The organism is Candidatus Seribacter sulfatis (assembly GCF_964187635.1).
GTDB classification, from domain to species: Bacteria; Verrucomicrobiota; Verrucomicrobiia; order Opitutales; family Seribacteraceae; genus Seribacter; species Seribacter sulfatis.
In genome coordinates this window covers 1-6,981 of the sequence record NZ_CAXLMO010000049.1, presented here as the reverse complement: position 1 = coordinate 6,981, position 6,981 = coordinate 1, and the positions used below count along the sequence as shown (strand labels likewise).

Here is a 6,981-nt window from a genome sequence, read left to right as displayed (position 1 = left end):
CAAGGCGTGGTCAATCAGGCTTTACTGAGTAAAAAATCTATCGAGCAAAATATAATGACCGCTGAAAAAAATCTTTCAGCAAGTATCCAATCTTACAATTTAGCACTGGAGAAAAAGAAAAAGATGGACATTGAGAGAAATGATAAAATTACAATTTTCAAAGAATCCAAAACTCAACTTGCCACAGCAAAAGCTAATGTGTCCAAGAGCCAGGTGGCATTAAGCAAAGCAGAGGAGAATTCTAAAAAACCACTGACTGAATTTGCACAGGCTGAAAAGAATTTCAAACAGGCTGAACATCAAGTCTCCCGCTGGAATGCTGAAATTATTAATGTTAAACGCCATATTGAATTAAGAAATCTTAGTAAGTTAAAATCCGAATTGAACGAGTACGAGGTTGTGCTCAATGAATCAAGGGCACTGAAAAACTCTGCACAGAAAGCTTTTCAAAATATTGCTGAGTCGTTACAGAAATTACCTCAAACCATTGCCCGGAATAAGGAATTGCTCGCTCAGAAAAAAATTGCTTTGGTTGAGACCGAAAAAAGAAAAGTTTTAGTTTTACAGGTCAGGGCAGATAAGAACTTATTTATTCAGGATGTGAATCGATTGGCCACCCTTGCCAAAAATAAGTCTCAAGCACAGGAACCTAACTCCATGTTTGGTCAGGCAAGTGATAAGTTTCAGGAAACTATCACATTACTTAAAAAAGATCTCGCTGAAACCGAAAATCTCCTCGCAGGGAAGGAACAGGAAATCATTCAGGCAAAGGACGCAGTTACTCAAGCTGCAAATAGCCTGAATAGTTCCGTAAAACTCCTAGAATCCACACCAGAGCAGCTTAAGAACAAAGAACAATCCCTAGAAGAGGCTAAAGCGGAAGAGGCGCTTCGGCAAAAAGAATTTAATCTGGTTAAAAGTAAAGTTGATCAACAATCTGCGAAGTCAGATGCCCTTTACCAACAATACCTTGGTTTATTACCAAAGAATTAATTTATTTTTTGGAGAAGCTTCTGCATTTCCAATCCAATTATACTCCCTGGACCAAGATCCAATACATTTCTCTTCTCAAGAAAATCAATCGCATCCCTTGCCTGTTCTTTCTGACCACTTCGGGCAAGAGTCTCAACATATGGCCTGACTAAACCGTAATACAACTCTCCTCCAGCGGTTTTTTCAAAATCCTTAACCATCCGTTCAAATAATTTTTCTGCATCGGACCAAAGTTTTTTCTCTAGTTTTTTCATTATTTGCTCTGCTCCCTCCTTGATTGCCAAATCAAACCGTCCGGAGCGGTTCTGTTTTAGAATTAGGCTCCTAATTCGGTCCGCTTGTCTCGGGTTACCCATCTCGTCGTATACATCTGCTAATTTTTTTTGTCCCTCAATCTTCAGGTCAACCGTATTCGAAAATGCCTTTAACCAAGCATCCCAAAAATTTCTCTTCTCCCTCAGGTCGGAAAGATTCCGCTCCACCCAGCTTGCTTCCTCCTTCCATACCTCGGTGAATGCAGGGTGAAGTGTTCGGGCTCTCTGAAGAGATTCCCGGAAAAAAACGGCGGTCGGGTTTGCCATAGCCCATGCAAAGTAATCCACTGCTTTCCCGCGAAATCCGCTGAGGTTTTTTTCTCCGCGGGCAAGTGCACCCAGTTCATCATCGGTAATTAACTTCCAGCTTTGCGGATCAATTGCATTGCCCACCGGATAATTCTGATTTTCATAGCGACCACAATCCGTTTCCCAACGACCCGGGTTTTTCAGAAATCCAAACCAGGCATGCCCTCCTCCACTTCCCTGTCCCACGAAGGTAAGAGTGGGAATGCCCTTGGCTTTTCCTGCCATCGAACTGAAATAGGCCTGATCAACACAAATTCCACCTTTTTCCTGGATGGAAGAAAGCGAATAACTCCCGTACGGCCAGCGAAAAAGAGCGCCCTCCAACCTTGGACGGTCATACTGAATGGAGGCAAATATTTTACCAAAGCTGGACCGTCTGAATTTAACGCTATTCCGAACCCATTCCAACTCGCTGCTCGGCAAGCGGTGATCTACCACAAATTTCAGCTCCGTGACCGAGAGCTGACTAGGGTCATATTCCAATTTCCTCGCCAAGTGAGCTTTGACTAATTCTCCAAACCGTTGACTGGGCAGAGAAGGATCAATCGGTACATCTTTGTTGGAAACCTGATGGTGAGGCCAGTCCCTTGGAAAAGGTTGATCAAAGACAACCGCGTAGGCGGAAGCTAATGCTGCATATTTTTCGATGGACTGAGGATGATCGCGGGCGATCGAAAGAAAAATTTTCAGGGCCTGGATATCATTGTCCTCAGGATGTAGAGCTTTAAGAAAAACTTTTTGAAGAGTGGTTTTTTTTCCCACCTCAATAAAAACGGACTCGAACGAGTCGTTTCCTGTTTTGGAATAGAACCGTGAATAGAGATTGATCCATCGCCAGTGGTCAAACCAGGAAAAGAAGTCCCGGCCCTCCCTCATTGATCTGTCCTCTTTCTTCGTCCAAATAGAACGAAGATTGGACATCAATTCATTAGCAAGTTTATCGAGGTCACCTTCCTTGTTCATCGACCACCATTTGTCCATCTCAGATGGGCTCCAAATGGCTAAGGAAAGGGTGGTTCCGCCCGGTCGTTGTGGCCTAACCGATCCGACTGGAGCACGAGATACACTTTCCTGGTATTGTCCGTTGAGGGCATTTTTGACATAGGCCTGATCTTGCCCTGAGAGCATAGCGAGCGGGAAAACAAATTGCTTAGAATCATTTCTTTCAATCGTGAGCTTATCCCCTGACTTGCTTATTAAACGGGCCTGAATTCGCACGCCAGTGGTTGAAGTCCAAGTACGGAATGGGAATTCCGCGGAGAAACACTTAAATCCAAAGATGAAAGCAATGACCACTGAAAGAAATAACTTTTTCATTAGATGAGTTTAACGGAACAGAGATGTTTCTACTATTATAATAAAGTAAATGTTTTGTAGTCCCTAGTAAACATAAAGCTCTGTGATTCAAAAAATAATCTAAAGTAACCAACCTTTTCCATATTTTCGCTTGATATACTTTTTCTCTGCTTCATCGCGGGACCACCCCAGTCAATTCTTTCCACCGTTCGTACCTCAAGATTGCCTAGAAGAACAGTCTCAGGAACTGAACCAGCACAGGAAAAATTTGATAGGGCAGGCATTCATCGCGAATACCGAAAAACACTCCACAGGATTTACGGTCTAAGTGGAAGTAACTTTCTGCTCAACACGCGGTATGAAATTAGATTTTTGATAGGTTCAAGTAGAAAGCAATACCTGACAATCTAGAAATATCCAATCAGGCAAACTTGACTTTCGAACTTACGGCGTAATTATTATTTGCTTTATGAATTTATTATATTTCTCAATTCATTTACATTTTTGGACCGGAACACTTTTTTTACTTTTCTTTAATTCTGTATCACTCGCAGGAGTAGAGAAAAACGAATCTAATTCATCGGGTTTGACCGACCTTCAACTGGCTAAAAGAGATGCGGAAGATTTTGAAAAACTGGCAGCCCTTATCAAACCCTCTATTGTGGTGGTCGAAGGTGTGGATCGAATCGGAAGAGAAGGAGGAAGAGGAACTGGATTCGTGGTGAGTTCAAACGGGATAATTGCCACTAACTTTCATGTCATTGGAGAGCATCGAGAGTTCAAAATTCGCTTTGCCGATGGAAAAACTTACACACCCACTGCCATATTAGGAATCGACCGAGAGAACGACTTAGCTATTTTCAAGATCGACGCAGAGAATCTGCCTGTACTGCAGCTCGGTGATTCGGATAAAATCTCACCTGGTCAATCCGTATTTGCAATCGGAAATCCACTCGGATACAGCCACAGCGTAAGCCGAGGAGTAATTGCGGCGGTTCGTGAGCTTGAACAGGGCGATGGTCGCCCCCTGGTTCAAGTGGCAATCCCCATTGAACCAGGCAGTAGTGGGAGCCCTACACTGGATCTAGACGGTCGAGTAGTATCCATACTGGCCATCAAGTCGGGAGGGGCCATGGGTTTTGGAGTACCAGTAAATAAGCTAAAGTCTCTGCTCAATAAACAAATCCCAGTCCCAATAAAAAAATGGTTCACCATTGGAACACTCGACAATACGGAATGGAGTTCTGTAATGGCGGGGAGTTGGAAACAACGGGCAGGAACCATTATTGCTTCCGGTCTAGGATCAGGGTTTGGGGGAAGAATGCTTTGCCTCTCCGCTAAAGATACAATTGCAGTACCGTATGAATTAGAAGTGGAGGTTCGCTTGGACGATGAAAGCGGTGCAGCCGGTTTGGTTTTTCACGCTGATGGCCAAAATAAACACTATGGTTTTTATCCCACAAATAAATCGCTTCGCTTAACTTGCTTTGAAGGGCAAAGCGTTTACTCATGGAATATTTTGAACACGGTTACCTCACAAATGTACCGACCGGGGCAATGGAATAGTCTGCGGGTCAAACTCAAGGAAAAGGGAAAAATCATGTGTTTTTTAAATGATCAACTGGTCATTGAAATAACCGACTCTTCCCTCCAAAATGGAAAAGTTGGACTTTGCAAGTTTCGTTCGCCAACTGCAGAGTTTCGCAATTTCAAACAGGCGAAGAGCTTCCCCACTTCTTTAATTTCTCCGCAGGCAAGACGAAAAATTAAAAATATTACTAAAAACCTCACTGAGTTAGAACCACTGAGCGAACAGGATCTTGAACAATTAGTCACGATGGGCTCATCAGTTCCTCAGGCCCTAAAGGATCAGGCTTTAATACTCGAAAAGAAGTCTTCTAACTTAAATCAACTGGCACAAAAAATTAAGGATATACTACTCGTTGAGGAACTCACACAGTCTCTTGCTCATGAGGATGAAAACTCAGTCGACCTGCTTCGATCCGCTCTCCTGATCGCACGGTTAGAAAATCAGAACTTTGATCTGAATACATACCTCGATAAAGCAGAAAGACTGGCCAAGAATATTGCATCCCACTTTCCCGAGAAAGCAACAGGCGAAGAAAAATTAAAAATATTAGTACATCAACTATTTGTGGAGATGGGTTACCACGGCAGTACACTTGACTATAGTCATCCCTCAAACAGTTACATCAATGAAGTGATGGATGACAAGGAGGGTCTCCCAATCACCTTGTCAGTTCTGTTTATCGAATTAGCAAACCGGTTGGAACTACCAGTCAGCGGGCTCGGACTGCCTGGACATTTCATTGCGATGTATCGGGACGAATCAAAAAATAAATCGAGGGAAATTTTGGTAGATCCATTCGGGGGGAAAATTGTCAGCCGAAAAGAAGCCTCACAAATTACCGGACTACGTCTAAGCGAAAAAGATTTTCAGCCTTCTTCTAAGAAAGACATCATTACACGCATGCTGCGTAATCTGATTCAATCTGCCAGCACCAATGGTGATGCCAGTACCCGCTTATTATACATAAATGCAATTTTAGGAATAGATCCAAAAGATAGCTATACCAGAGCGATTCGAGCCATGCTCCATTACGGAGAAGGCCGGTATTTAGAAGCGATGAAAGATATTGATCAATTAATTTCAGAAAACCCAGACAGTCCTGAAATGGCCCCATTAGTCGAAATTAAAAATCGCTTACTTAAAAAACAAACTAAGTAAGTTATTCCAAGTCGTCTTCAATCCATTCATCCTCTCCCGTTTTCCCATCAGGCCCCATTGAGAAAAGTCGAAAACCTCGCCCCCCCTCTTGCAGAGGGTATTCATAGACATAATCATTGCCCCAAGGGTCTTTAAACGCGACGTCCTTACCCAAAATTTGAGATAACCAAAGCATCAATGATTTTCCCTCGTTATGTTCGATATCAGGAATCTGGGTGGTGTCATAAGATTCTAAGTCGTATCCAAACAGCTCAGTCGAAATAGTGGCAGGATAGGGAGGCATCTCCAATGTTCCTTTTTCATTATGAAACCCGGCAAGTGATAAAAATAGACATTCTCCGGGAGTGCAAACATTCTGCGGGCAGATGGGATACCCATTGAAAGACCGACGATAGTTCTCGATCGAAACTTTTAGAACTCGCAACTCCACATATGCCTGTTTGTGTGCCTGTTTATCCAACACATAAAAGTAACCCTTAAACATCAGCCCACATAATACTCCCACAATTGCTAACACCACAAGCAACTCAACCAAAGTAAAGCCGGTAATTTTCGATTTTATGCGAATACCTTCCCCCACCCTAATTGGACCAAAGCTTCTCGCACATCAGCTAGATCCTCATCCTCCAATGCCATCAGTTTAAACTTCTCGTCCCTCTTCACAGCTTCTTTTAAAAAATCCATACACTCCCCCGGTTTTTTTAACACACAGGCATAACAAGCTAAATTAAAGCGAATTAACCCATCATCAAAATGCAAGGCCAAGCCCTCTAACAGGATAGATCGTGCTTCGGTAATTGATTCATGGCGACGGGTCGCATAAGCATCCGCAATCCACCAGTCCACCTCCTCCGAAAATTCATACCTCAATCCCCTGGCAATCTTTTGTGCTCCCTCCCAATTTTCTAATTCTTGATCGATACTGAGGAAAAAGACCTTACTCCTTTTCCCCCAAGGTTCTTCCTTGGGTAATGCCCTTAGCTCTCTCTTCGCATCCTCATACATCTCCATCGCGAGATAACCATGGGACCTTCGCCAATGAACTTCAGGTTTTAAAATGTGGGGAGGCAGATCTTTCATTTCACTCACAAGATTGAAATTAATCCCCCGCTTTACAATCGGCAAGCGACAAAGAAAAAACTAGTAATCATACTAAAGTAGAGTATTTAAAATATTCTCACTCAAAGAAAAAGCCTGTGCCATGAGAGCCTGCGAACTCTGCAATCTAATTTGCTCCTTCGCCATTTGGGTCGATTCGTCAGCCAGGATATTACTGGTTAGTCTGGATATACCCATCTCACTCAAATAAACCTGATTACT

6 protein-coding genes are annotated in these 6,981 nt (G+C 43.0%); 2 read left to right on the top strand and 4 right to left on the bottom strand.

The features are described 5' to 3' along the window. Window positions 1–993 (top strand): coiled-coil domain-containing protein (locus tag ACKPQ5_RS05760; protein ID WP_407678143.1); only part of this gene is annotated, 993 nt, incomplete at its 5' end. Here ACKPQ5_RS05760 and ACKPQ5_RS05755 read toward each other — a convergent pair. Further along, on the bottom strand, window positions 990–2,933 hold the full coding sequence (locus ACKPQ5_RS05755; RefSeq protein ID WP_407678142.1) for a hypothetical protein: 1,944 nt from the start codon (window positions 2,931–2,933) through the stop codon (window positions 990–992). The two genes, ACKPQ5_RS05760 and ACKPQ5_RS05755, sit on opposite strands and share 4 nt — an antisense overlap. Window positions 2,934–2,968: 35 nt before the next feature. Further along, window positions 2,969–3,196, bottom strand: coding sequence for a hypothetical protein (locus ACKPQ5_RS05750; protein ID WP_407678141.1), 228 nt, complete (start codon window positions 3,194–3,196; stop codon window positions 2,969–2,971). Between the two features lie 185 nt (window positions 3,197–3,381). Between ACKPQ5_RS05750 and ACKPQ5_RS05745 the strand changes: the two genes are divergently transcribed. Beyond that, window positions 3,382–5,661, top strand: coding sequence for a transglutaminase family protein (locus ACKPQ5_RS05745; RefSeq protein ID WP_407678140.1), 2,280 nt, complete (start codon window positions 3,382–3,384; stop codon window positions 5,659–5,661). 1 nt (window position 5,662) lies between these two features. On the opposite strand, the gene ACKPQ5_RS05740 is transcribed toward ACKPQ5_RS05745, so the two are convergent. Together ACKPQ5_RS05740 and ACKPQ5_RS05735 are read right to left on the bottom strand one after the other, a co-directional pair. After that, entirely contained in the window at window positions 5,663–6,241 is a 579-nt protein-coding gene (locus tag ACKPQ5_RS05740; protein ID WP_407678139.1) for a type II secretion system protein GspG, read from the bottom strand. Next, window positions 6,220–6,741 carry a TPR end-of-group domain-containing protein gene (locus ACKPQ5_RS05735; protein ID WP_407678144.1) on the bottom strand — a complete coding sequence of 174 codons (522 nt, stop codon included), beginning with the start codon at window positions 6,739–6,741 and terminating at the stop codon, window positions 6,220–6,222. Before ACKPQ5_RS05735 ends, ACKPQ5_RS05740 begins: the two co-directional genes overlap by 22 nt. Between the last annotated feature and the right edge of the window lie 240 nt (window positions 6,742–6,981).

Excerpts from the sequence above, each read along its gene's own strand:
- ACKPQ5_RS05735 (WP_407678144.1), bottom strand. The coding sequence starts at position 6,741 with ATGAAAGATCTGCCTCCCCACATTTTAAAACCTGAAGTTCATTGGCGA.
- ACKPQ5_RS05750 (WP_407678141.1), bottom strand. The coding sequence starts at position 3,196 with ATGCCTGCCCTATCAAATTTTTCCTGTGCTGGTTCAGTTCCTGAGACT.
- ACKPQ5_RS05745 (WP_407678140.1), top strand. The coding sequence starts at position 3,382 with ATGAATTTATTATATTTCTCAATTCATTTACATTTTTGGACCGGAACA.
- ACKPQ5_RS05755 (WP_407678142.1), bottom strand. The coding sequence starts at position 2,933 with ATGAAAAAGTTATTTCTTTCAGTGGTCATTGCTTTCATCTTTGGATTT.